This window comes from Nocardia sp. NPDC051750 (assembly GCF_044453135.1).
Taxonomy (GTDB): domain Bacteria; phylum Actinomycetota; class Actinomycetes; order Mycobacteriales; family Mycobacteriaceae; genus Nocardia.
Genome location: NZ_JBITCK010000005.1, coordinates 140262 through 163994, shown reverse-complemented (window position 1 = coordinate 163994; position 23733 = coordinate 140262). Strand labels below are relative to the sequence as shown.

At 67.6% G+C, this 23733-nt stretch carries 26 protein-coding genes; 15 read left to right on the top strand and 11 right to left on the bottom strand.

The features are described from left to right. The first annotated feature begins 43 nt into the window (after positions 1-43). The 7 genes from ACIA75_RS22530 (at position 44) to tatC (ending at position 7571) form a co-directional block, all read left to right on the top strand. Positions 44-1054, top strand: a complete 1011-nt coding sequence (locus tag ACIA75_RS22530; RefSeq protein ID WP_397107992.1) for an alpha/beta hydrolase — start codon at positions 44-46, stop codon at positions 1052-1054. A gap of 83 nt (positions 1055-1137) precedes the next feature. Continuing rightward, entirely contained in the window at positions 1138-2343 is a 1206-nt protein-coding gene (locus ACIA75_RS22525) for an oxygenase MpaB family protein (protein ID WP_397107036.1), read from the top strand. Positions 2344-2480: 137 nt separating this feature from the next. Beyond that, entirely contained in the window at positions 2481-3350 is an 870-nt protein-coding gene (locus ACIA75_RS22520) for a lytic transglycosylase domain-containing protein (RefSeq protein ID WP_397107034.1), read from the top strand. 259 nt (positions 3351-3609) lie between these two features. Next, on the top strand, positions 3610-3858 hold the full coding sequence (locus ACIA75_RS22515) for a hypothetical protein (protein ID WP_397107032.1): 249 nt from the start codon (positions 3610-3612) through the stop codon (positions 3856-3858). A 578-nt stretch (positions 3859-4436) separates the two neighbouring features. Next, positions 4437-6221: an FAD-dependent oxidoreductase gene (locus tag ACIA75_RS22510; protein ID WP_397107030.1), complete on the top strand. Its 1785-nt coding sequence runs from the start codon at positions 4437-4439 to the stop codon at positions 6219-6221. 88 nt (positions 6222-6309) lie between these two features. Further along, on the top strand, positions 6310-6573 hold the full coding sequence (gene tatA / locus ACIA75_RS22505) for a Sec-independent protein translocase subunit TatA (RefSeq protein WP_397107028.1): 264 nt from the start codon (positions 6310-6312) through the stop codon (positions 6571-6573). A 110-nt stretch (positions 6574-6683) separates the two neighbouring features. Next, positions 6684-7571, top strand: a complete 888-nt coding sequence (gene tatC, locus ACIA75_RS22500; RefSeq protein ID WP_397107026.1) for a twin-arginine translocase subunit TatC — start codon at positions 6684-6686, stop codon at positions 7569-7571. 34 nt (positions 7572-7605) lie between these two features. Here tatC and ACIA75_RS22495 read toward each other — a convergent pair whose 3' ends face one another. Together ACIA75_RS22495 and ACIA75_RS22490 are read right to left on the bottom strand one after the other, a co-directional pair. Next, on the bottom strand, positions 7606-8391 hold the full coding sequence (locus tag ACIA75_RS22495) for a PucR family transcriptional regulator (RefSeq protein ID WP_397107024.1): 786 nt from the start codon (positions 8389-8391) through the stop codon (positions 7606-7608). Positions 8392-8424: 33 nt separating this feature from the next. Further along, complete coding sequence (locus tag ACIA75_RS22490; RefSeq protein ID WP_397107022.1) at positions 8425-9756, bottom strand: PucR family transcriptional regulator; 1332 nt, start codon at positions 9754-9756, stop codon at positions 8425-8427. A gap of 245 nt (positions 9757-10001) precedes the next feature. Here ACIA75_RS22490 and ACIA75_RS22485 point away from each other — a divergent pair, with 245 nt between their 5' ends. Next, positions 10002-10652, top strand: a complete 651-nt coding sequence (locus ACIA75_RS22485) for a TetR/AcrR family transcriptional regulator (RefSeq protein ID WP_397107020.1) — start codon at positions 10002-10004, stop codon at positions 10650-10652. A gap of 34 nt (positions 10653-10686) precedes the next feature. Here the strand turns inward: ACIA75_RS22485 and ACIA75_RS22480 are convergent, their stop codons facing one another. Continuing rightward, positions 10687-11187 carry an SSI family serine proteinase inhibitor gene (locus ACIA75_RS22480; protein ID WP_397107018.1) on the bottom strand — a complete coding sequence of 167 codons (501 nt, stop codon included), beginning with the start codon at positions 11185-11187 and terminating at the stop codon, positions 10687-10689. Between the two features lie 307 nt (positions 11188-11494). Next, positions 11495-11692: a hypothetical protein gene (locus ACIA75_RS22475; RefSeq protein ID WP_397107016.1), complete on the bottom strand. Its 198-nt coding sequence runs from the start codon at positions 11690-11692 to the stop codon at positions 11495-11497. Between the two features lie 222 nt (positions 11693-11914). Between ACIA75_RS22475 and ACIA75_RS22470 the strand changes: the two genes are divergently transcribed. From ACIA75_RS22470 to ACIA75_RS22460, 3 genes are all read left to right on the top strand, one after another. Next, the gene (locus ACIA75_RS22470; RefSeq protein WP_397107014.1) at positions 11915-12508 is read left to right on the top strand and encodes a helix-turn-helix domain-containing protein; all 594 of its coding nucleotides are present in this window, start codon (positions 11915-11917) and stop codon (positions 12506-12508) included. A gap of 10 nt (positions 12509-12518) precedes the next feature. Beyond that, on the top strand, positions 12519-13481 hold the full coding sequence (locus ACIA75_RS22465) for an acyl-ACP desaturase (protein WP_397107012.1): 963 nt from the start codon (positions 12519-12521) through the stop codon (positions 13479-13481). 138 nt (positions 13482-13619) lie between these two features. Then, entirely contained in the window at positions 13620-14264 is a 645-nt protein-coding gene (locus tag ACIA75_RS22460; protein WP_397107010.1) for an endonuclease, read from the top strand. A gap of 98 nt (positions 14265-14362) precedes the next feature. On the opposite strand, the gene ACIA75_RS22455 is transcribed toward ACIA75_RS22460, so the two are convergent. Genes ACIA75_RS22455 through ACIA75_RS22435 form a run of 5 tightly spaced genes read right to left on the bottom strand, consistent with a single transcriptional unit; the run spans position 14363 to position 18981 of the window. Continuing rightward, on the bottom strand, positions 14363-14827 hold the full coding sequence (locus ACIA75_RS22455; protein WP_397107008.1) for a DUF3237 domain-containing protein: 465 nt from the start codon (positions 14825-14827) through the stop codon (positions 14363-14365). After that, entirely contained in the window at positions 14824-16509 is a 1686-nt protein-coding gene (locus ACIA75_RS22450) for a CocE/NonD family hydrolase (RefSeq protein ID WP_397107006.1), read from the bottom strand. Before ACIA75_RS22450 ends, ACIA75_RS22455 begins: the two co-directional genes overlap by 4 nt. Continuing rightward, positions 16506-16967: a MarR family winged helix-turn-helix transcriptional regulator gene (locus ACIA75_RS22445; protein ID WP_397107004.1), complete on the bottom strand. Its 462-nt coding sequence runs from the start codon at positions 16965-16967 to the stop codon at positions 16506-16508. The genes ACIA75_RS22450 and ACIA75_RS22445 overlap by 4 nt, the downstream gene beginning before the upstream one ends. Further along, on the bottom strand, positions 16964-18220 hold the full coding sequence (locus ACIA75_RS22440) for a flavin-dependent oxidoreductase (protein ID WP_397107002.1): 1257 nt from the start codon (positions 18218-18220) through the stop codon (positions 16964-16966). Before ACIA75_RS22440 ends, ACIA75_RS22445 begins: the two co-directional genes overlap by 4 nt. Before the next feature lie 44 nt (positions 18221-18264). Continuing rightward, positions 18265-18981, bottom strand: a complete 717-nt coding sequence (locus ACIA75_RS22435) for an MBL fold metallo-hydrolase (protein WP_397107000.1) — start codon at positions 18979-18981, stop codon at positions 18265-18267. 202 nt (positions 18982-19183) lie between these two features. Between ACIA75_RS22435 and ACIA75_RS22430 the strand changes: the two genes are divergently transcribed. The 3 genes from ACIA75_RS22430 to ACIA75_RS22420 all read left to right on the top strand — a co-directional run bounded on the left by ACIA75_RS22430 (position 19184) and on the right by ACIA75_RS22420 (position 21333). Further along, positions 19184-19519, top strand: a complete 336-nt coding sequence (locus ACIA75_RS22430; RefSeq protein ID WP_397106998.1) for a YciI family protein — start codon at positions 19184-19186, stop codon at positions 19517-19519. Next, the gene (locus tag ACIA75_RS22425; RefSeq protein ID WP_397106996.1) at positions 19516-20733 is read left to right on the top strand and encodes an RNA polymerase sigma factor; all 1218 of its coding nucleotides are present in this window, start codon (positions 19516-19518) and stop codon (positions 20731-20733) included. Before ACIA75_RS22430 ends, ACIA75_RS22425 begins: the two co-directional genes overlap by 4 nt. A 111-nt stretch (positions 20734-20844) precedes the next feature. Then, positions 20845-21333, top strand: a complete 489-nt coding sequence (locus ACIA75_RS22420; protein WP_397106994.1) for an SRPBCC domain-containing protein — start codon at positions 20845-20847, stop codon at positions 21331-21333. 25 nt (positions 21334-21358) lie between these two features. On the opposite strand, the gene ACIA75_RS22415 is transcribed toward ACIA75_RS22420, so the two are convergent. Both ACIA75_RS22415 and ACIA75_RS22410 read right to left on the bottom strand, forming a co-directional pair. Then, the gene (locus ACIA75_RS22415) at positions 21359-22048 is read right to left on the bottom strand and encodes a YitT family protein (RefSeq protein ID WP_397106992.1); all 690 of its coding nucleotides are present in this window, start codon (positions 22046-22048) and stop codon (positions 21359-21361) included. Between the two features lie 128 nt (positions 22049-22176). Then, positions 22177-23169, bottom strand: coding sequence for a helix-turn-helix transcriptional regulator (locus ACIA75_RS22410; protein ID WP_397106990.1), 993 nt, complete (start codon positions 23167-23169; stop codon positions 22177-22179). Between the two features lie 108 nt (positions 23170-23277). Here ACIA75_RS22410 and ACIA75_RS22405 point away from each other — a divergent pair, with 108 nt between their 5' ends. Next, complete coding sequence (locus ACIA75_RS22405; RefSeq protein ID WP_397106988.1) at positions 23278-23676, top strand: VOC family protein; 399 nt, start codon at positions 23278-23280, stop codon at positions 23674-23676. Positions 23677-23733 lie beyond the last annotated feature (57 nt).

Genomic DNA, 23733 nt, shown 5'->3' with positions numbered 1-23733 from the left:
CACCGCCGGTGCCGTGCGGGTGGCCGCCGGCCGGCCGCGCAGGATGACGCGGTGGCTCGCCGCGCTCCTGCTGATGGCCGTCGGGCTGGTCGCCGGTGCGGGCCCGGGGACGCCGGCGCCGGCCGATCCCGGCGCCGCCCCGGGGGCTTCGCATATCGTCGGCATCGTGCCGGGTCCCGACGGCTACCTCGATGTCGAGGTGTATTCGGCGGCAATGGACACCGTCCTCGCGGCCAAGGTGATTCGCGCGCGCGATACCGCCACCCCTGCGCCGACCCTGTATCTGCTCAACGGCGCCGCCGGGGGGAGTGACGCGAGCAGTTGGCATCAACGGACCGATATCAAGCAATTCTTCGCCGGCGAACACGTGAATGTCGTGATACCGCTCGGTGGTTCGGGCAGCTATTTCACGGATTGGCTGACCGACGATCCGGTTCTCGGCCGCCAGCAGTGGACAACCTTCCTGACCCGGGAGCTTCCGCCGCTGATGGACGAAGCGTTCAACGGGACGGGCTCGAACGCGGCTGTGGGCATATCCATGGCGGCGACCTCGGTGTTCCAGCTCGCGCTGGCCGCCCCGGAACGCTATGTGGCGATCGGTTCGTACAGCGGCTGCATTCGCACCTCCGACCCGATGGGCCGGGCGATGGTCCGCGCGGTGGTCGGCCGGTGGGGCGGGGACGCGACCAATATGTGGGGGCCGTGGCCGAGTCCGGCGTGGACGGCGAACGATCCGTATCTGCATGCCGAGGAGTTGCGCGGCACCACCATCTATGTCTCCACCGGCACCGGTCTGCCCGGACCGCTGGAGACGGTACACGGACCGGGAATCCGGGGTGATCTGGGCAAACTCGTCGATCAGACGGTCGTGGGCGGCCTGCTCGAGGCCGTCACCGACCATTGCGCGCATGTGCTGCGCGGCCGGCTGAACGAACTGGGCATCCCCGCTGTCTTCGATCTGCGGCCGAACGGCACACATTCGTGGGGCTACTGGGAGCAGGACCTGCACCGGTCGTGGCCGCTGTTCCGGGATGCCTTGGCCCGCGGGCGATGACACCGCGCCCGTTCCGATTACCTCCGCCGCGTTCACCTGTGCCGCGGATCCCCTGTGCCCGTCGACTATTCGAAGGACCGAATATGGCTCTGATCGTTCCTGTCCGGCATCCCGAACGGCCCCGCAGGCTGCCGGCGATGCGTGCACTCGCCGCGCTGCTCGGCGTACGCGGCCCGACCCCTGAGCAGTGGAAGGAACTCGGCTCGGCCCTGACGGTCGGCGATCCGCCGATGGACGCCGTGGTCGACTGGATGTACCGCGACGGGCTGGAGGTCACCTGGCCGCTGTTCGACCAGGCGCTCCGGGAGGGAATCGGCGAAATGCGCGGTGCGCCGCGGCCGCTCCGGGATTTCTTCGTCCAGGTGGAATCCCCGCCCCGCTGGCTGGATCCGGAACAGTTGCGGCGGGGTGCGCGGGTGTACCGGCTGGGCGGGGTCGACGGCGTCTATATCGCCCGCGATGTGTCGTTCCTCGGCGGCTATCTGGCGTCCGGGTTCAACAAGACCTTGCTGCGCACCGGGGCGCTGGAGAAAGGTCCCGCCAAACGATTCGCCGAAACGGCGCAGTGGGCCTTGAACGTCACCGCGGAGAACGGACTTCAGCCCGGCGGTATCGGGTATCGGTCCACGATCCAGGTCCGGCTGATCCACGCGCTGGTACGGCGTCAGGTCGCGGCCATGCCCGACTGGCGCGAATCCGACTGGGGGCTGCCGATCAATCAGACCGATATGGCCGCAACCCTGGTGGGGGCGTTGATCGCACCGCTGGTCGGGTCCGTGCCGATGGGCATAGTCCCGCCGCGGCGCGATCTGGATGCCGCCGCCCACCTCTCGCGCTATGTCGGCTGGCTCATCGGTGTCCAGGACAGCTTCCTGCCCGCCGATTTCCCCGGCGCTGTCCGGGTGCTCTCGCACACCCTGGCCGCCATCACCGACCCGGACGAGACGACGCCGCAATTGGCGGTACCCATGGCCGATGACCCGCTGAACTGGCATTACCCCAATTTCCCGGTACTGCGCGGGCGGATCGCCCGGGCTCAGCACCTGTCGATCGCCAGTGCCCTGCTGGGGCCGAAGGCGATGCGCAGGCTCGGCCTGCCGGCATACATGCCGCCGTGGTACCCGCTGCTGCGATTACCGGTGAACCTGGTTCGTTCCGCGCTGATCCGGCTGCCGGGTGGGGCGGACCGGGCGGCCGAGCGCGGCCGCCGGGCCCAGAACGCCTTCCTCCGGACCCTCACCGGCTCGGACACGGTGGTGATCGGCGACTCCGTCAGGGGACTCAGATGAAGGAGCGTGCTCAATGGCGAGGCGAAAAATAGTTCAACGCAGCGTTTCCGCGGCAGGCGACCGCCGCGTCCGGCCGGTACCCGCCGATGGGTAGGCATCGCCGCCGGCGTCGGCGGGCCCTGCCCCGGATCTCGGTGGTGACACTCACCAGTGTGCTGCCGACCGGGGTTTTCGCTGTGGCGCACCCCCCGGACGGGGTGGTCGACGCACCGGAGGATGCGGTCGAGGCGCAGGCGGGCGGGGTCGGGTCAGCGGTCGAGACGTTCGGGTCAGCGGACGAGATGTTCGGAGCGGCGGACGAGACGGTCGGGGCGGCGGCGGACGACCCGGCCGTCTCGGGCGTCGACGAGGCGGCCGACACGCAGCCCGAGCGACCCCGTACTCCGCCGCCCGCACCGCCTTTCGTGCCCCTGAAGGAAGCAAAGCAGGCACCGCCGCCACCTGCCGTCGTGCCGGTCGCGGCAACCGGCGTACTGGACATACCGGCGGTCGCTGTTTCCGCGTATCGCAGCAGTGCGGAGGTACTCGGCGCGGAGAATCCGGCCTGTGGCCTGCCGTGGACCCTGCTCGCCGGCATCGGCCGGATCGAGTCGGGGCATGCGTTCGGCGCGCCGGCCGACGGGGCGGGAAATCCGGTGCAGCCGATCTACGGCCCCGTTCTGGACGGGAGCCTGGACGGCAACGAAATCATCACCGATACCGACGACGGTCTCCTCGACGGTACGACGACCCATGATCGCGCGGTGGGCCCGATGCAATTCATCCCGGAAACCTGGCAGTACTACGCCGCGGACGGGAACGGTGACGGTGTCGCGGATCCGCAGAATATCTTCGATGCCGCCCTGGCCGCGGGCCGGTACCTGTGTGACGGCGGCTCCGAGCTCGATCATCACGAGCAGCGTGAGCGAGCGATCCTGCGCTACAACAATTCCATGGCCTATGTGGTCTCGGTAATGGCCTGGGAACAGGCCTATCGGGAGGGAATCGATCCCACCCAGGTGAGCTGAGCGCCCTCCGGTCGTCCTGAATTCAGGTATCCCGTAATACATGCACGTCAGGGGTTCGGTAATATGCGGCGCCATTCGGCGCGCAAGGAATCGACGGTGTCGCCGCCGTCGATCGGTGTGGATTCCGGGGTGGCGAACAGTGAATACAGGGAAGTGATCGATCGGCTTATATACCGTCACAAACTATCTCGACGACGAAATTATCCACGATACGATCTGGACGTCTTATCGTATAGCCGCGCGAAAGGTTGAGTGTTTTATGCGTGCTATGGCAAAAGTGGGTGCGGCCGGAGTGATATTCGGTGGCCTGGTATTGGGTGGGGTTCCGGCGCAGGCGGCTCCGGGTATTGCAGTCGAGCCCGCGGCACCCGTCGCAGAGCCGGCGGTGGTCGCCGATCCGCTGTCTTCGCTGAGTTCCTCGGGATCCGGTCCGGTCAGCGCCGGGTCGTCGGTGCTGTCCTGTATCGCGTCGACCATTTCGGCCGGTCCGTGGTGTCTGCCGGGATGAGATTCGCGCGGGTGTCGATTCGGACGCAGTAATTCGCGCCGGTAGCAACCGCTTTCAGGACGCGGCGGCGGTTCGGGAGTAATTCCCGGGCCGCCGCCGCTTTCGTTTTTGTGAACTTGCCACAGCGGTTCGGGCGCCCGGTAGGCGATTTTCCGGTCGCATCCCGAAAGCGCCTGTGGTGCAGAGTTGTGCGGTACCGTCTGCGCCGGGCACCGTAACGCGCGGCGGGTGCCTTTTCTCGCTCGGCGGTGTCGAAATAATGGAACAGGCACCGATCGGGGCCGCCGAGCGAGATATCCGCGGCCACTCCGAAGAATCCGACTCCTCGGATCGTTGCGTTCGCCGTATATCCGACCTGATCGGACTCCGTTCCGTCACCGGAAGGTGGCGGTCGGAATTGTTCTGTTCTCTGCTCTCCGTGTTGATTTGGGTAGCCGCTTGGTAGGCGGTTGCGGAAATCGGTGCCGCTGTCTGTGACATCACATCAATAGCGAAACTTCCGTTGACCATATGTATCGAATCTAGATACGTTGTTGCCCACCTGATCGGAAGCCTGATGCCAAAAAGGACGTGATCCAATGGCCGAATCCGAAGTCTCCCGCCGTAGTTTCGTGAAAGGCGCTGCGGCCGGCTCGATCGCCGTCGCCGCAGCGACAGCGACAAGCAGCGGTTTGGTAGGCCTCACCAATGCTTACGCCGCCCCCGACAAGAAAAAAGTAGCCGTGCTGGGTGGCGGTATCGCCGGTCTGACCACCGCGCACGAATTGGTCGAGCGCGGGTTCGAAGTCACCGTGTACGAACGTCGTGCCTGGGGCGGTAAAGCCCGCAGTATCGACACACCGCTGCCGGTGGCCGGCGGCCGCAAACCACTGCCGGGCGAGCACGGCTTCCGATTCTTCCCCGGCTACTACCAGGCCATCCCCGATACGATGAGCCGAATCCCCTTCGAGGGCAACGCACGCGGGGTACAGGACAATCTCGTCGAGGCGCTCACCGCGACCGGTGCGCAGGCAGCTCCCGACATCACCATTCCGTTCGCGCTGGATTTCGACGCGATCGGGCTGGCGGCGAACCCGGAGAAGATCATCCGGACACTGCTCGGCGGAATGATCTGGCTGCCGAAGCTGCCGATCCCCGATCTCGTCGTGCTGCTCCGGTCACTGCTCGTCTTCTTCACCAGTAGTGACGAGCGCCGGCTCGGCCAGTGGGAGCACACCTCCTTCAAGGACTTCGTCCTGATGGACGGCTCGAACCCCACCTACAACCTGCTCATCTCCACCGTCACCCGCGCCCTGGTGGCGGCCAAGGAGGAGAAGGCCAGCGCCCGGACGATCTGCAACCAGGCCGAGGGATTCCTGGCCGCCATCCTGCACCGCACCGACGGCCGGTTCCCGGACCAGGTCCTGAACGGCCCGACGAACGAGCGGTGGTTCAACCCGTGGCTGGCCTATCTGGAGAGCCAGGGTGTCAAGTTCCAGATGGGTACGGAAATCAAATCGCTGGAAGTCGCCGACGGGAAGATCAGGGCGGCGAAGGCGACCACCGAATCCGGTGACACCGATATCGAGGCCGACTGGTTCGTGCTCGCCTTCGCCCCGGAGCAGGTACCGCAGTACCTGAGCCCGGAGATTCTGGCGTTGGATCCGGATCTGGAGCGGATCAAGAAGCTCGAGGTGGACTGGATGAACGGTATCCAGTTCTACCTGAATACGGATCACCGGTTCTTCCGGGGCCACGTCGGCTGGATCGACTCGCCCTGGCGCCTCACCGGTATCCAGCAGGGCCAATTCTGGACCACCAACTTCGCCGACACCTACGGCGACGGCAATGCCAAAGACTGCCTGTCGCTGTGCATCTCGGACTGGGAGGTGCCGGGCCAGGTCGTGCGCAAGCCCGCCATGGAGTGCAGCCCGGAGGAAATCGCCAAGGAGGTCTGGCATCAGGTCACGAAGGCGGCGCAGGGCGAGCCGTTGGTCCCCGATCTGACGGACCGGCAGCTGCACTCGTGGTTCCTCGATCCGGGATACCGGTACGATCCGGCCGCGGGCAAGGGTACCAACGAGGACTACTTGATGATCAACACCAAGAGCTCCTGGGAAAATCGTCCCACCGGGCCCACCAAGGTTCCGAACCTGTTCCTGGCCGGCGATTATCTGAAGACCGAGGTCGACCTCGCGACGATGGAAGGTGCCTGCGAGGGCGGACGGCACGCGGCGAACGCCATCCTCGACGCGGCCGGCTCGGATGCGGAGAAGGCAGTAATTCTGCCGCACCCGACTCTGAAGGAGTTCGAAGGGGCCCGGAGGCTCGACGCCAAGCGGTACGCGGCCGGTCTGCCCAACCTGCTGGATTTCAAGCGGTAATCCGTTCCATTTCAGTTCGGGTCCGGCCGGCCCGGGTCCCCTCGCCGGTCCGGCCGGACCACCCCGTCGACAGTGATTGGAGGCAACCATGGGTTCGATGAGTCCCGCACACTGGTTGATAGTCGTCCTGGTGTTCGCATTGTTCTTCGGTGCGAAGCGTTTGCCGGATGCGGCCCGCAGCCTGGGCCGCTCGATGCGGATCTTCAAGTCCGAGGTACAGGTTATGCATTCCGAACCGGACGCGGACGCGGCCGATTCGGATGGTGCGACCGTACGGCGCCTGCCCGCGGCGGAGCAGTCCGCGCAGGTGCCCGAGGCCAAACCGGTCCTGCGGGATTCGGCGCGAGCCTGATAATTCCGGCGCTGGGCCGGTGTGGGTGCCGCCGGAGCGATTCGGCGGCACCCACACCGTTCTGCCGCGCCGTCATCCCCAGCGTGACGTCACCCACCCGAGGCGAGGTAATGGGCATTCTCACGGAACTCCGTCGCGGTAGGCGGCGGTCCAATCCCGACGGCGCCATGCCGCTGGTCGAACATCTACGCGAACTGCGCAGCCGGTTGCTGAAATCGCTGGCGGTGGTCGCGGTGACGACCATGATGGGGTTCTACTGGTACAGCCATTCGGTCCTCGGGCTGCCCGGCCTCGGCGATATGCTGCGCGGACCGTACTGTTCGCTACCGCCCCAGGTCCGCGCGTCGATCACCCCTGACGGTACCTGCCGGCTGCTGGCCACCGCGCCCTTCGAACAGTTCGTCCTGCGGCTGAAAGTGGGCCTCACCGCCGGTATCGTGCTGGCCGCACCGGCCTGGCTCTACCACCTGTGGTCCTTCGTCACGCCGGCCCTGCGCCACACCGAACGCCGGTATTCCGTGGGCTTCACCGCCGTGGGCAGCGTGCTGTTCGCGTGTGGTGCGGTGCTGGCCTACCTGGTGGTGTCCCACGCCCTCGGTTTCCTGCTGGCCATCGGCGACAACGCACAGATCACGGCGCTCAGCGGCGCCGAATACTTCTCGTTCATGATCCAGCTGCTGGTGATCTTCGGGGTGAGTTTCGAGACCCCGCTGCTCATTATCGGATTGAACCTGATCGGGGTGCTCGACTACGCCCGGCTCGCGGCGTGGCGGCGCGGAATCATCTTCGGGCTCTTCGTCTTCGCGGCCGTGGTCACCCCGCAGGACCCGCTCTCCATGCTGGCGCTGGCGCTCTCGCTCACCGTCTTGTTCGAGCTGGCTGTGCAATTCACCCGAGTCAACGACAAACGCCGCGCCCGGCGGGCCGAGCAGGCGTTACCCGACGACATGGTTTCGGACATACCCGAGCCGGAACCGGTCTCCGGCGGCGACGCCTGACCGGGCACGAATAGGCCCCGGCGCCCGCCGGGGCCTATTCGGTGTCCGCGTATCCGCGCACGACCAGCGCCGACCGCAGATACCACAGGCCCGGCGCCTCGTTGGCGTCCAGCCCGGTCAGCTCGCCGATACGTTTGAGCCGGTAGTCCACCGTATTCGGATGAATGTGCAGCACGCGGGCGGTCCGCTGGCGATTGAGGTTGTTGGCGATATGGATGCGCAGGGTCCGGATCAGCTCCGGATGTTCGTCGAGCGCATCCAGCAGGGACGCGAGCTGGTCCCGGCCGGGGCCGGGCCGGGTGAGCTGATACTCCAGCGCGAGATCATCGAAACGATAGACGCCGGCGGGGAGACGCAGGCGGCGCACCAGATCCACTATTTCCCACGCCTGTTCGGCTGTGTCCGGAAGGTCTTCCGGCGCCGAGTGCGCGTGTACGACGGCGACGATCGGCACCGCGTGGCGCCGGGCGAAACGGCCGATCACCTCGTCCACACTGCTTTCCGCCAGCGCCTCCGCGGGCACGAGGACAGTCACGCCGTCCTCGGTCGCGAGGGCGAGCGCCTGCGGGGAGATCATGGCGGGGAGTTCGATGCGCACGGCCCGGATATGCCCGCCGGACACCGGTTCGTGGCCGGCGGAAGGTTCGTGCCCCGCTGCCGCACTCCGCACTGCCAGAACATGATACGAGTCCGCGACGGCCACGCCCGCCTCGCGGGCGACCGAGGCGGAGCTGCGCCCCGACAGCAGCGTGGCGGCCAGGGTGCGGGGTGCCGGAGTAGTCCGGCTTCCGTCGCCGGGTTCGGCAGGGGTGGTGATCATCGGAAAAAGGCTGTCGTCGAGCGGCATCGAGGGTCACCTGCCGCCGGCGCCGGCCCCGATCGGTCGACCGGAATCGATCGGCACGCTCGTGTCTGTGCTCTCGGGTCCGGCCGGGTCCGGCCCGGCTGACCGGCACGTCTGTGCCGGGGCGGCGGCCCGGCCGGGTCCACCGGATTCGTAGCTGTGCGCGACGAGACCCGACTGCAGATACCAGAGACCGGTTTGCTGGACCGGATCGAATCCGGTGAGTTCCTGGATCCGGCGCAGGCGGTAATCGACTGTGTTGCGGTGCAACTCGAGGATTTGTGCGGTGGCCTGCCGGCGCAGGCGGTTGCGGATATAGAGCAGCAGGGTGTCGAGCAGTTCCGGATGGTCGTAGAGAGGCGCCACGCGGTCGGACAACCGGGTGCGCGCGGGACTCGGCCGCGTCAGCTGGTATTCGAGTGCCAGGTCCCGGAACCGATAGAGGCCGGGGTGGTACTGCAGGCGCTGAGCGAGATCGAGGAGTTCGTGCGCGGTATCCGCCACGGCGGTGATCCGGGTGCGTGCGGCCGGCGCCACGATCGCGATGATCGGGATATCGGCCGCGGCGGCGAGATCGGCCACCAGATCACCGGGGTCGGTTCCGGAATCCGCGGGAATCAGGACGGTGCCGCCGTGTGCGCCCAGTGCGGCGAGCACGGAAGCGTCGTGATTGCGGGCCAGCGCCAGACGTATCCGGTGCAGCGCGCTGTGTGCACTGTGCTCGGGTTCGTCGGCGTCGGGGCAGCCGCATCGCCCGGGGTCGTGCCGGTGCAGCGCCAGGGCGAGGACGACGTAGGTTTCGCTGAGCCGGGCGCCGGGTGGGAGCGCCTCGGCGCGGCCTTCGGCGGCCACGGTGGCGAGGGACCGCAGGGCCGGTACCGGGCTGTCCGCGCCGGTCGTGAGCAGTCGCATGAGGCCGTTGGAGACGGTCCGCGCAATCGCCTCATGGGTGCGGACGAACCGGCGGACCGTGGGCAGTACCTCCTCGGCGGAACCGGCGTCGGCGGCGGCGAGGACCTGAGCGAAGGATTCGCCGACCGCCGACCGTACAGAGCGGTGGAAGGCTTCGACGGAACCGCCGTGACGCACCCAGTCCACGGCAAGATCGTGGATCCGGGCCAGCTCGGGCGATCCGGCCGGTATCGGCTGCGGCTGCGCGGAACTCTCGACCAGCAAATGCATGCAGGCCTGGACAATCGATGATTTGCTGCCGGGAGGGTGGGCCGGACGACCGGCGGGCTCGATCCCGGGACCGGCGCCGGCCGGCGCGGTCGGGTGGTCCGGCCCGCCCGGCCGGGTATCGGCATCGCTGGGTCGGTGAACGTCGGCGGTGACGGCCATATCGGGCTCCATTCGGCTGGTGATCCGCGCGGTGGGAACGAACCGGGGCCGGCCGTATCGGCTCGATGCGCCGGGCCGGGAAGCGCCGGGGGATGTCAAGTAGGCGCGAACGGTCGTGGGCGGGCGGATCGACCAATACGATAGCGCGAATGTAACAATGCATCAAGAACGGGTTCGCTGTTAATTCAACACGGAAGCGGACAAAGGTCTTTGACGCAATGAAACAGGGTATGTACTTTTGATGCATGTTGCGCGCATTCGACGAGGTCGAGGAAACGATCCTGGACGCGGCACTGCAGCGGATCCTGCAGGTGGGGATCCGGCGGAGCAGCCTGGACGATATAGCGCGCCGCTCCGGGCTCAACCGGGTCACCATCTACCGGAGGTTCGCCGGCAAGGACAATCTGGTCGACGCCGTCCTGGCCCGGGAGATCCAGCGAGTCCTGGTCGAGGCCACGGCGATTGCCACCACCACGCGCGGGGTGGACGCGCAGATCGAGGAGACCGTCCTCTACATCCTGCGGCTCACCCGGACGCATCCACTGGTCACCCAATTGATCGAGGTCGCACCGGAAGAGGCGCTGAGTTTCTACACCGTCCGTGGCGAGGAGTTGGTGTCCCAGGGCATCAAATTCATCGTCAGCATTCTGGATGCTGCCCAGGAACGCGGGGAGATCGCCCGCTACGACACGCGGCCGGTCGCCGAACTGGTGGCCCGCTTCGCGCATTCGCTGATGCTGACACCCACCGCCGGTGCCGATTTCGGCGACGAGAAGTCGGCGCGCGCCTTCGTCCGGGCCGCGATACTTCCGCTCATGCAGCACGGCCTGGCGCCGTCCGGGGCGCAGCCGGAAACGCGGCGCCGGGCACCGAGGAAACCGCCGCGTCGCGACTGAGGTTTCGCCGGTGCCCGGCGCCGCGTCCGGGCGCTCAGAACTTGTAGACGTGTTCGGCGGCGTTGGCCAGGACGCACCAGTTGGAGAAATCGTGCTGGTAGGTCACGGGCCGGCTGTCCCACAGGCCGACCGCCACCAGTGATACCGGCTCGTAGATCATCGGGCAGGCCGCCTGTTCGGCGCCGAGTGCGGCGAAATCGCCACCGGCCGCCGCCAGTTCGGCGCAGGCGTCGGCCGGCTCTGGATGCGTACCCGCTTGCTTCGGTGCGCACAGCAGGGTCGTGGTGCGGAACTCGGGTTTCCCGGAGCGGGCTACGGCGGCCAGCGTCAACACCGAGACCGGGGAATCGACGACTTCCGGTGCCTGGGACTGCGACGGCGTGGTACCGGGTCGGGTCGGAGGCGTCGAGGTGTCCGGTGCTTCCGTGGTCGGGGCCGGCTCGGTGGTGGGTTCCTGGGCCTGGGCCGGTGCCAGCGCGAACAGTGTTCCGCACACGAGTACCGTCGCCGCGGCGAGACGACCGAATGTCGACATTTTCGGAGCCTTCCTCGAATTTCCGGCAGCAGTGACAACGCACAATGATTATGCCTGCCGGGGCGGTGAAAACAGCAGAAAATTCGCCCGCGGTGTGCGTCTGGTATTGCTGGTGAGAAGTATCCGCGACGGCGATGAAAGATTTGATCGCGCGGGGAGATCTCCGCGCGGGGGGATTCCGGATGACAGTATCGGTGGCTTCCAGCGGAATCGGTGCCGCCGGGCCCTGCCGGGGCGCATCCGTATGGTCGGCAGGGCCCGGTGCGGCACCGCACCGGATCACGAGGTCCGGCGCCGGTTCACGGAGTCAGGACCCCATGCTGCCGGAGAGGCTCGACATCAGGTCGGTAACCATATCGAGGCCGGTTTGGAGAATATCCGTTCCGGCATCGATCATTCCCGATCCGGTGCTCGGCAAGGTCGGTGCGGCCTGGGCGGGCGCCGCGGTGAGGGCCAGCGTGCCGGCGATCGCGGCGGAAGCGAGAATTCCGGAAAATGCGCGCATTGTGGTTTCTTTCTGGTCGGAAACTTATTGCGGGGATAGGTTATCCCGGCTCTTTTCGGTGTCGGCGGAATTGGTGGCGATACACCACGACCCACCGTATTGATTCGTGCCGGAATACGGCATGCCCGAGAAGTTCCGGAATCCTGCCGTGGCGCGCGGACGATTCCCGGGTCGGACCAGGACCGGGTGCTGTCGTTCCGCCCGCTCCCGCCGTGAGCCTCCATGACCGCCGGACGCGGCCGCTACAGTGCCGGCGAGGGCACCCGCGTACTCCTGATCGAAACCGCCGAACGCCTGTTCGCCCGGCGTGGGTACGAAGCCGTCACCCTTGCCGAGATACGCAGCGCCGCAGGACAACACAACGCCTCCGTGATCAGCTACTACTTCGGCTCCAAGGAGAACCTGCTGCGCGCGGTATTCGAACACCGGCTCCCCACGATCAGCGCCGACCGGGCTGCACTCGTCGAGCGCCTGACCGCCACCGGCAACCCGCTGACCACCCGCGACGTGCTGTGGATCCTGGTGCAGCCGCCGGCACCCGGTCGGTGGCTGCCGTCGGACTACGGCATACTTCCGCCTGCGGGTCGTGCCGCGGAACTCTGTGTTCGGTGCGGTCCGACTCGGCGGACGAACCGGCTGCCCGGGAGCGGGTATCGTCTGCAGTGGCTCTGTAGTAGCAGTCGGGCGCGGGATGTGGGGGCCGCATCCGTGCGGTGTGTGTTCGACCCCGATTCACGATCACGAGGGTGCCGTATCCGGTTGTTGTGCCGGTCGCGACGCGGCAACCAGTTTCGAACCATCACGAGGACGAGCTGAGAGGATCTGCATGGGACGCGATGTCACGCAGTACGAATTGCTGGTGGAGCTGGAGCCGGTGGTGGCCGAGAATCTGGACCGGCATCTGGCTACCGCCAAGGACTGGAATCCGCATGACTATGTGCCGTGGGAGGAGGGCCGCAACTTCGCGGCGATGGGTGGGGTCGATTGGGATCCCGAGCAGTCGCGGTTGTCGGAGGTCGCGAAGGTCGCGATGATCACCAACCTGCTCACGGAGGACAATCTGCCGTCCTATCACCGGACGATCAGTGAGCATTTCTCCCGGGACGGTGCGTGGGGGACCTGGGTGGGCCGGTGGACCGCGGAGGAGAACCGGCACGGTATCGCGATGCGCGATTATCTGGTCGTGACGCGCGGGGTCGATCCGGTAGCCCTGGAGAACGACCGCATGGTGCATATGACGCGTGGCGTGCACGCGCCGGAGTATTTCCACGGGATGCTCGATCAGGTCGCGTATGTGACGTTCCAGGAGCTGGCGACCCGGATCAGCCACCGCTGCACGGGCAAGGTGTGCGGTGACCCCATCGCCGACAATATGCTCAAGCGGATCGCCACCGACGAGAACCTGCACATGATCTTCTATCGCAATCTGGCCGGCGCGGCGTTCGATCTGGCTCCCGATCAGGCGATGGAGTCGGTGACCAAGATCATCAAGGATTTCGCGATGCCCGGTCGCGGGATGCCGAATTGGCGGCGTAACGGCGTGCTGATGGTCAAGCACGGTATTTATGATCTGCGCCAGCATCTCGATGAGGTGTTGTGGCCGGTGTTGCGGATCTGGAATGTGTTCGAGCGCACCGATTTCACGGCTCGTGGTGAACGTGCCCGTGAGGAGCTGGCCGAGTATTTGGACAAACTGGGCAAGGATGTCCAGCGGTTCGAGGAGCAGCGCGCCCGGCTGGTCGCCCGCGAAGCCGCCAAAGCGGAGAAAGCCACTGCAGCGGCGCACTGAACCGACCGCGACGACAACCCTCGGAAGAGGCCGGGTAGGCCGGGATCTGACCGCCGGTGTGCCCGGTCTCGCCGCCGGCGGCACGGGTGTGGAACCGCGGCCATCGGGTATGCGCGCCGACAGGAAAGGAGGCGCGCTATGACCCAGCGAGATACTGTCCACGCACTGCTCGACCGGGCGGGCACCACCTACGCCGCCGAAGCGGGTATCCGGCTCGACGACAAACCGGCGCCACTGTTCCAGCTACTGATGCTGACCGAACTGCTCAGCGCCCGCATCTCGGCCGATATCGCGATCGCCGCCACGGCGGAACTGGTGGACAGCGGCTATCGGACCGCGCAGCGGGTGGCGGACGCGGACTGGCAGGAGCTGGTCGACGCACTCGGCCGCGGGCACTACCGCCGCTACGACGAGAGCACCGCTACCCAACTCGGTGCGATCGCCGGCACCGCCCTCGAGAAATATGACGGCGACCTGCGGAAACTGGCCGAGGAATCCGATCACGACCCCGGCCGCGCCGCCGAGCTCATCCAGGAGTTCAAAGGTATCGGGCCGACCGGTGGCGATATCTTCCTGCGCGAGGTCCAGGATGTGTGGACCTGGGTGCGCCCGCATTTCGACGACCGCGCGGTACGCGGTGCCGAACGCGTCGAACTGCCCGCCGACCCCGCAAAACTGGGCCGCCTGGCACCCGGCGAGCACGCCGCCGAATTCGCGGCCGCGCTGGTCCGGGTCGGCATCGACGACGAATTGGCCGAAGAGGTCCGGTCGGCGTCGCACTGACCGCCGGACGCGGCGCGCCGGTCGACCGGAGAGTGCCGACCGGCAAGCGCTGCCTGCCCTGGGTCCATCGGAGGTAGGGCCCGCGGAATCCGAGCTCGTCAGGTGACCCGGTAGGCGGTGTAGCGGACTCGGTCGGCGTCGCGGATCGCGGAGGCCACGTAGATGGAGTGTTCCAGGCCGGCGAGCCGGGGGTCCGAGGTTTCCAGCTGTACGCCGAGACGGAAATAGTACTCGGACGGGTCGACCGGATCGCCGCGTAACAGTGCGGCCAGGACCTCGGGGCTGCCACTGCGGACGCCGAACGTGCGGAGGTAGATATAGGCGCCGTCGTCGGTGCGTGCCGAATAGCGGGTATCGATCTCGATGGCGCCGTCGGGGCGCACGACCTGCCAGTCGGCGCCGCCGGGCAGCACGTGCGCGTCGAACAGCCCGGTCACCCGGCCGCCGATGATCGGGACGACCCGGCGGTGCCCGGCGCGGGTCACGCCGTGATCTTCCAGCGGCCCGAGCAAGGCCTCCACGTCGAACGCCGGTTCCAAGCCGGGTACGGCCGGGGCGCTCATGACGACCACACCGGGAGGTCGATCCGCGAGGGTGCCGCGGAGTCGTGGGAGATCTCCTGGGTGGCGCGGTGCAGGGTCGCGGCCGTGACGGCCGGTTCCCCGGACCCCGGATTACGGGCGTACCGGGGGTGGGCACCCGAGCTGATCTGCACGCTGATCCGGTGGCCGGAACCGAACCGGTGGAAGGTGGGCCACAGCGGCACCTCGACCTCCCGGAAGCCGTCGGCGTCCGGCTCCGGGTCGGTGGCGGCGGAGCCGATACTGCCGATGCGGCGGATCCCGTCGCAGACGGTCATCGACCGGCCGTCCGGGTGCACATCACAGATCCGGACGAAAAGGTCCGCGCTGGGTTGTGACGACCGGAATCGGATGCGGGCCACCGGTTCTCCGGCGACCGTCACCGGTGCGCCGAGCGGTTCGCCCCGGAAAACCGTGACATCGCCGCGACGCTCGTGTGCGGTGTTGTCGACCGGACCCGAATTCGGCTGGAGACTCGGCCCGCCGAGGGCCGGGGTGGGATCGGCGGGGTCGTAGACATAGCTCGTGGTTCCACCTTCCGGACGTTCGGTGGCCAACCCGCCCGCGGACTGCAGATACCGGACGTCGGTCACCGTGCCGGGCGGCGGCCACGATTGCAGGTCGTGCCAGTGTTCGGCGCCGGTGAGATACGCGCGGACCGGGGCCGCTCGCGTACTCGGCGCGCCGGTGAAGTGCTCCCGCAGGAATTCGACCGACTCGTTGATCGTCGGTGCGCCCATACCCCGGGAAATGTGCCCCCAGGGGCCGAGGGTGAGCCGCGGGGTCCGCCCGGCCTCGACCAGTTGCGCGTAGTTGCGCAGCTGCCACGGCAGGAAGATGTCGTACCAGCCGGTGATCATGAAAACCGGTGCGGTGACCTCGGGGACGGACGCGGTATGTGACTGCTGGGTCCAGTACTCGTCGGTGAGCTGTTCGTGCGCGACCCAATCCTGGTACCAGTGCACCCGGCGGCCGTTCGCGGTGCGATCACCGTCGGCCAGCGGCAGTGCGTCGAAGGCCTTCCGCAGCTTGCTGTCGGGCCGCAGTTGCCCCAGGACCAGCGCGAGCATCTCCCGGTGGATCATCCGGTCCATCATTTGGGTCCAGCCGAGCGCGTTACGCAGCGAGAATGCGGCATTGTCCCAGGTGATGGCGCCGAAGTCGGGCATGGTGACGAGCAGGCAGAGGGCGTCGGGCGCGATCGCCGGATCCTCTTTCTGCAGTTTCCCGGCCACCGCCCACTGGGTGAAACCCATATAGCTGGGCCCGTAGGTGACCACCGAGCCGGTGCACCACGGCTGTTTCCGGACCCAGCGGTGGGTGGCGATCCCGTCGCGTTGCTCATCGATCTGCGGGGTGAACACACCGCCGGACCCCCAGGTTCCGCGACAGCTCTGGAACAGCACCGGGAACCCTTCCCGGGCCAGCGCGCGCGCCTGATTGGCCACCGGGCCGCTTCTGCCGTACGGGCCGCGGATGACGATGGCCGGCAGCCGCGGATCGGTCTCGCCGAGCGGTGTGATCAGGTCGGCGAGGAGCTCGATCCCGTCGTCCATCGAGACCCGCAGATTCTTGCGGATCGCGATATCGTGCGGGCCGGGAACGACTCCCTGGAGGACCCGCGCCTGTATCCATCGGGAGAGGCGCTGACGGAGCATGTTCATACGATTTCCTCGGTGGTGCGAAGTCGCTGGAGGGCCTCCCGCAGGCGTTCGAGTGCGGGAAGAGCGGCAGCCAGCGCGGCGCGGTCCGTGCTGCTGAGTGTGGCGGCGGCGTCGGTGACGAGGGCGCTGCTGGCCAGGTCGAAACGGTCGAAGAGGTCGTGGGCCCGCGCGGTGGTTCGGATTTCGATCCGGCGGCGGTCGCCGGACCGGGTGCTGCGTTCGATCAGCCCGCCCGCTTCCATGGTGGTGAGCAGATTGCTGACGGTGGAGCGGCTCAGGCCGAGTTGCCGGGCCAGTTCGCCGGATCCGGCGACGGTGCCCGCCGGCAGTGCCCGGATGATCTCGATCTGCGCGTCCGGGATCTCCGGCAGGTGTTCGGCGGCCCGGGCGGCGGCGAGCAGGGTCCGGCGCAACGGGGAGATCACCGAGGCCAGCCGCGCCGCGTCCAGGTCCGTCACGAAGCGGCTTCCAGCGGGTCCAAGGAGCGGGTGGCGGCCGGTGGCGACAGCGAGGGCCGCGTATTCAGCGCATCGGGGTGGAACCCGGCGGCTTTCTTGTACCCCGTGGCGATCTCGGTGAGTTCCGTCGGCGAGACGACGTCGTGGATATGCGCGAACCCCTCCGGCGCCCGTTCGTGGGCGAGGACCATGACCTGTTCGGGGCCTTGGCGCCGGTTGCTGAGCACCAGCGCGGTGGTGGCCGGCCGGCGGTCGTTCTCGTAGGCCGCGAGCGCCTCGTCGGTGGAGCGCGCGGTGGCCAGATGGTAGGCGAGGGTGCGCGCGTCGAGGATGGCCTGGGAGGCGCCGTTGGAGCCGTTCGGGTACATCGGATGCGCGGCGTCGCCGAGCAGGGTGGTCCGCCCGTAGGTCCACTGATCGATCGGATCCCGGTCCACCATGGGGTATTCGAGGATTTCGTCGGCGGCGGAGAGGAGCCCGGGCACGTCGAGCCACGGGAACTGCCAGTCCCGGAACAGTTCGACGATCGGTGCCGGGTCGATCGCCCGGTTCCAATCGGCATCGCCCGCTCCGGGCCCGTCGGTCCGGCGTTCGGCGATGAAGTTGATCGCGTCGCCGATCGGATAGGCGACGAACTTCTGCTGCGCGTCACCGGCCATGATCATCGTGCGGCCGTCGAGGAATCCGGGCGCCCGGGAGGTACCTCGCCACAGCGTCAAACCGTTCCACACGGGCGCGCCCTCGTCCGGCCGGTGCCGGCGGCGCAGTGCCGAATGGATACCGTCGGCGCCGACGATGAGTTCCGCGTGCACCGTCACCTCGCCGGCCGCCGTCTGGAAGCGGGCGACACCGGACGGTTCGGCGGCGACGAGCCGGTGCCCGGTGCGCACGGCGTCCGCGCCGAGCCGCTCCCGGACGGCGGCGAGCAATTCCATCTGCAGGCCGCCCCGGTGTACCGACAGCTGCGGCCACTGGTAGCCGGCCGCGAGACCGCGTGGCTCGGACCAGATCTCCTGCCCGTGCCGGTTGTAGTAGGCGAGGGTGCCCGGCGCCACCCCCAGGGCGGCCATCCGCTCGCCGAGGCCCAGTTCGGTCAGCTCACGGACGGCGTGGGGGAGCAGATTGATGCCGACGCCCAGCGGCCGCAGCGTGCCGACCCGCTCGTACACCGTGATATCCCGGAACCCGGCCGCGTGCAGACTCAACGCCGCGGTGAGCCCCCCGACCCCCGCACCGACGATCACAATTCCCATGGCGGGTTAGTTTTGCAACAAAACTATTCCCCGTCAACAAGGGGTCACTGCGGTAGCAGGTTGTCGTAGACGGTCGCGAGATCGTGCAGCGCCTGCGCGCAGTCGCCGGTGTAACCGGACCCGTGCATCACGGCCAGCGTCGCCGGCTCGAGTTCCGCCAGCCGCCGCAGCGTCGCAGGGACCGCCGGGCCGAGCGAGGTCGCGTGGAACACCTCCTCGGCGACGGCCGCGGGCTCGACGAGATCGGTATCGGTCAGCGCCGGACCGTCGCCGAGCTGGGTCATCAAATCGCCGCAGAACAGCACCCCGGTGCTCTGTTCGTACAGGACCCGCGCTTCCCAGTTGTGCGGTGCGTGCGGTGTATCGAAATGCTGGACGCGGCGGTTGCCCAGATCCATCACTTCGCCGTCGGCCAGCCGCCGCGGCATCCGGTCGGCCAGATCGTCGATCGACACCAGACAGCCGATCTCGCCGTGCGCGATCTGCGCGTCCGGCGCGGCGCCGAGGAACAGGTTCATCGCCCCGCATTCATCGGCTTCCACATGACCGAAGGTGATCCACCGCAGCTGCTCGACGGGCCTGATCCGGGCAACCGCCGCGGACACCGCGGGAAACAGGGCCCGCATCCCGGTATGGAACAGCAGGGGTTCCTCGGCATCGATGAAGAACTGATTGAACGTGAAGCCGGTGGGCCCCACATCGGGGACGAAGGTGGAGAAACGGTAGATACCGTCGGCGATCTCGTCGGTTCGAATGTCCATGGGAAACCCCTGGTCGTTTGGATCCCCCGGTTGTCGGCGCACTCCGCGCGGTCTCGAACACCGAATGGTCAGTTTACTACTGCTGATCCGCCAGGAAAATGCCGCGAGGTGCGAGGCCGGGCGTACCTCCGCAGCACTTCGGTAACCCGGGTGGGCCGGGCGCGTCGTTGATCGGTATCGGCGGGTCGGGCATATTGGGCCCATGAAATATGTCCTGCTGATCTGCGATGACGAGACAGTTTCGCCGACCAACGAGGAAATTGCGGCAGACCCGGCACATCAGGCGTGGACGGCGGATGTGGAACGCCGGGGAGCCGCACTCGGCGGGGCGCGGCTACGCCCCGTGGCGGATGCGACAACCGTCCGCGTCCGTGACGGCGAAACGCTGGTCTCCGACGGCCCGTTCGCGGAGACCAAGGACTTCGTCGGCGGTATCGACATCATCGACTGCGCCGATCTGGATGAAGCGATCGAGATCGCCGCGGGCCATCCCTACGCCCGGTGGGGCTGCGTCGAGGTCCGCCCCGTGTGGGAATGACCGCGCCGGACACGGTTCGTGCCGCGGTCGAGGCGGCGTACCGGGACGAGTGGGGCCAGGTGGTCGCCACCCTCATCGGCCTGACCGGGGATTGGGACCTGGCCGAGGACTGCGCGCAGGAGTCGTTCGCCGCCGCGCTGGCGACCTGGCCGCGGGACGGTGTCCCGAGCCGGCCGGGGGCCTGGCTCACGACGACAGCCCGTCACCGTGCCACCGACCGGCTGCGTCGCGATACCGCCGGAGCGGCGAAGATGCGTCAACTCGCCGTCCTGGCTCGGGCGGCGGAGGAGCCTGCCGCAGAAGAAATACCCGACGACAGACTGCGGCTGATCTTCACGTGCTGTCATCCCGCGCTGCCGTTCCCGGCCCGGGTCGCCCTCACGCTGCGTACGTTGACGGGTCTGAGCACCGCGGAGATTGCGAAAGCGTTCCTGACGGCCGAATCCACGATGGCGCAACGTCTGGTGCGGGCCAAACGCAAGATCATCGAGGCGGGGATCCCGTACCGGGTCCCACCGGCCGATCATCTGCCGAAACGATTGTCCGCGGTGCTCGCCGTGCTCTACCTGATCTTCAACGAGGGCTACGACGAGCCGGACGGTCAGCGGGCGCTGACCGCTGAGGGAATCCGCCTCTCCCGGGTCCTGGTCCGACTGATGCCGGCCGAACCGGAACCACGCGGCCTCCTGGCGCTGATGCTCTTGCTGGAGGCCCGCCGGGCATCTCGGACCGAAGGCGGCGTGCTGGTCACGCTGGAGAACCAGGACCGCTCCCGGTGGAACAGTGCGCTGATCGCCGAAGGAGTGGCGACGCTCGACGACGCGCTGGCCGTCCACCGCGCCGGGCCCTATCAGGTGCAGGCCGCGATCGCCGCATGCCACGCCACCGCGCCCGACGCGGCGGCCACGGACTGGCCGCAGATCGCGATCCTGTACGCGGAACTCGCACGGTTGGCGCCCTCACCGGTGGTCGACCTCAATCACGCGGTGGCGATCGCCATGGCCGACGGTATCCCGGCCGGGCTGGCCCGTGTCGATGAGCTCGCCGAATCCGGCCGGCTCGCGGGGTACTACCTGCTGCCCGCCACCCGTGCCGACCTGCTGCGCCGGGCCGGCCGCCCGGTCGAAGCCGCGGCAGCGTACGAACAAGCACTGACACTGGCGCCGACCGAGGCCGAACGCCGCTACCTGACCGGTCGCCTGCGCAGCCTCTGACCGGTCGTTCCTATCCGTCGAAAATATGCGGAGAAAAAGAACGGGCCGATGTCGATCTCGTGCAGCCTGCTTCGTCGGTGGGGCAACACCACCGAAAAGAGAGGCAAGAAAATGTCGCACACCGATCAGCTGACCGCCACCCTCAGCGTCGACCACACACCCGACGAAGTCTTCGCAGCCGTCACCGACGTGCGCAGTTGGTGGAGCGAAAATATCATCGGCGCCACGGCCGCGTTGCACGACGAGTTCATCTTCACCGACGACATCAAATATGCGGGTGAGACGGCCCGGGAGAAGAAGGGCATCCAGTTCAGCCGATTCCGTCTCACCGAGGTCGTGCCGGGAGAGCGGGTTGTCTGGCACGTCGTGGATTCGTACCTCACCTTCGTCGCCGACCAGCACGAGTGGACCGATACCGAGGTGGTCTTCGACATCACCGCCACTCCGGAAGGTGCAACCCTCCACTTCACCCATCAGGGTCTGACCGCCGCAGCATCCGAATGCTTCGAGGCCTGTTCCCTCGGCTGGAAGTTCTACATCGAGACAAGCCTGCGGGAGCTGATCGAGACCGGCACCGGACAGCCGATGCCGAAGTACTGATCGGTGCGCCCGGTGCCGCGGCAACTCAGGGACCGGGCCGGGCCGGCCCGCCGCCACAGCCGACGTCCGCCGGGGCCGGTCCAGCGGCTCGTGGGTCGGCGGCCGGTCCCTCCACCCTTTTCGTCATGGCGTCGAACCCCGGCAGCCATTGCGAGACGAACGGGATCATCAGCTGCATCAGTGGTCCGATGGCGACGGCGTAGACCACCGTGCCGAGACCCACACTGCCACCGAGCAGCCAGCCGGTCGCCAGCACGGCGACCTCGATCGTGGTCCGTATCAGGCGGACAGACAATCCGGTGCGCTCCACCAGTCCGGTCATCAACCCGTCGCGTGGGCCCGGCCCGAGTCCCGCGCCGATGTACAGCACCCCGGCCAGTGCGTTGAGCGCCACGGCGAGCACCATGGCGCCGAGCCGCACGGGTAACGACTGCCACTCCGGCAGCAGCCACAAACTCACATCCACCGAAACCCCCACAAGGAGGATATTGCTCAGGGTGCCGAAACCGGGCCGTTGCCGCAGCGGAATCCAGGCCAGCATGACGACCGCGCCGGTCAGTATGGTGACCGTGCCGAAGCTCATCGGCACGATCCGCGTCACACCCTGATGAAAAACATTCCACGGTCCCAAACCCACTGCGGCGCGGATCATCACGGCCATCGAGAACCCGTACAGCCAGAGGCCCGTGAACAGTGCGATGAGACGTCTGGTCATGGGATGAGCATGCCGGGGAGTGGACCTTCGGTACAGGGCCACCGGAACATAACTGGACCCTGTCACGGATGCCATCGCACTGTCTTCACTCGTCGGATCGGCACTATCTGCCCTACCTCGCAGAGGGCCTACTCGCGGCTTCGGTACCGGCCGTCCGCGGCCGCGGTGAGCCGGTGGGCCAGGGCGCGCACAGCGTCGTTGAGGGCGTCGGGGTGCTCGATGACGAACGGGCGATCCAGGCCGGCGAGCACCGGAGGGATCCAGTCGAGTTCTTCGGCCTGGATGCGGACTCGGACCCAGGAACCGGAGTCGGGCGGTGAGTCGATCTCGTGCACCGTCGCGATCGTCGCGGGGAGCAGGGAACGGACCTGGGCGGGCGTGCCCTGAACTCGGACCGACACGTCGTGCCGGTAGGACGCGGTGGCAAGTGCGGACAGCAGGTCGGCGGCCGGCTCGAATCCGGCAGGCGGAGTGAAGGTTCCGGGCTGTGTGGTCACCGCGGTGATGCGGTCCAGCCGGAACCGGCGTATCTCGTCACTGCGGCTGTCCAGCCCCGTCAGGTACCACCGGCCGGAGTGGGCGACGAGTCCGTACGGGTGCACAGTCCGTTCGCTGGGACGCCCGTCGCGGTCGGTGTAGGCGATCGCGACCGGTCGGTGCTCGCGGGTGGCGTCGGCGATCCGGAGGAGGACGGCGGTGTCGACGGGGGTACCGGGGCGCGCGTCGGCGGTGAATTCGGCGGTGCCGATCAGTGCGTCGAGCCGGGCCGCCAGGCGCGCGGGCAGGACGCGGCGGAGTTTGGCTGCCGCGGTATCGGCGGCGTGCACAGCCGTCGACGACCAGCCGGCGCCGCGGCTGGTGAGAAGCCCGAATGCCACGGCCACCGCCTCGTCGTCGGTCAGCATCAGCGGCGGCATCCGGTACCCGGGGGCGAGCCGGTACCCGCCGTAGCGGCCCCGCACCGACCGGACCGGGACGTCCAGGTCGGTGAGATGGGCGACGTAGCGCCTGACAGTGCGTTCATCGACGCCGAGCCGTCCGGCGAGTTCGCCGACAGTACGGGTGCCGCCGGTCTGCAACAGCTCCAGCAGGGCCAGCACTCGGGCGGTGGGGCGCGTCATGGCCGAAATTCTCCCAATTATACCGGGCGGAAACTGTCCGGTATCGACTCTAGGGTCGCGGGTGCCGGCGTAACCACCGCCGCATCGACAGGAGCAGGAGCACACACCATGAAACTCGTCTCGACCCGTCTGATCACCGATGACGTTCAGCGGATGGCCGACTTCTATCAGCACGTCACCGGTGTCGACGCCGCCTGGGCTACACCGGATTTCGCCGAAATTGTGACACCGGCCGGCACGCTCGCCATCGGCAGCACCCGCACCGTAGCGCTGTTCGCGGCAGGCAGCGCGCGCCCGGCCGACAACCACACCGCGATCATCGAATTCCTCGTCTCCGACGTCGACGCCGACTACCAGCGGTTGCGCGACACGGTCGAGGATTTCGTCAACGAGCCCACCACGATGCCGTGGGGAAACCGGTCCTTGCTGTTCCGCGATCCCGACGGCAACCTGATCAACCTCTTCACCCCGGTCACCGCGCAGGCGGTCGCAAAATTCGCCGGCTGACATCCGCTCATCGGGCAGCCGGGCAGTAACGCGCAGAGCCGCGGAAGGCAAGCCGAC